The organism is Lysinibacillus sp. GbtcB16 (assembly GCF_019091145.1).
GTDB lineage: Bacteria > Bacillota > Bacilli > Bacillales_A > Planococcaceae > Lysinibacillus > Lysinibacillus fusiformis.
On record NZ_JAGXJV010000099.1, the window covers coordinates 375 to 603 of the forward strand.

Annotated in this window: 1 protein-coding gene; it reads left to right on the forward strand. The window is 36.7% G+C overall.

Annotated features, from left to right (window positions below; translation table 11 throughout):
• The coding region (locus tag KVT27_RS23515; RefSeq protein ID WP_483307976.1) for a hypothetical protein at nucleotides 1-229 on the forward strand (229 nt) is incomplete at both ends.

A 229-nucleotide genomic window follows, 5' to 3' on the forward strand; every position in this document is an offset into this window, starting at 1 on the left:
TTACAGATACCGCACCTGCATACGGCGGAGATGTAGATTTTACATTTGCTAATCAAATTATGATGCGTATATCTCGTAACTTTATCGATGATGGAATCAAAGTCATGAACGGTTCCGGTAGTTCTTGGGCAAACGTAAAATTAGGTGTGTTAAGAACAATAGGTAACATTGGATGCAATGGCGATGTGTACGGAAAGAATTTCATTAATACATCTACAAGAAAGATTAA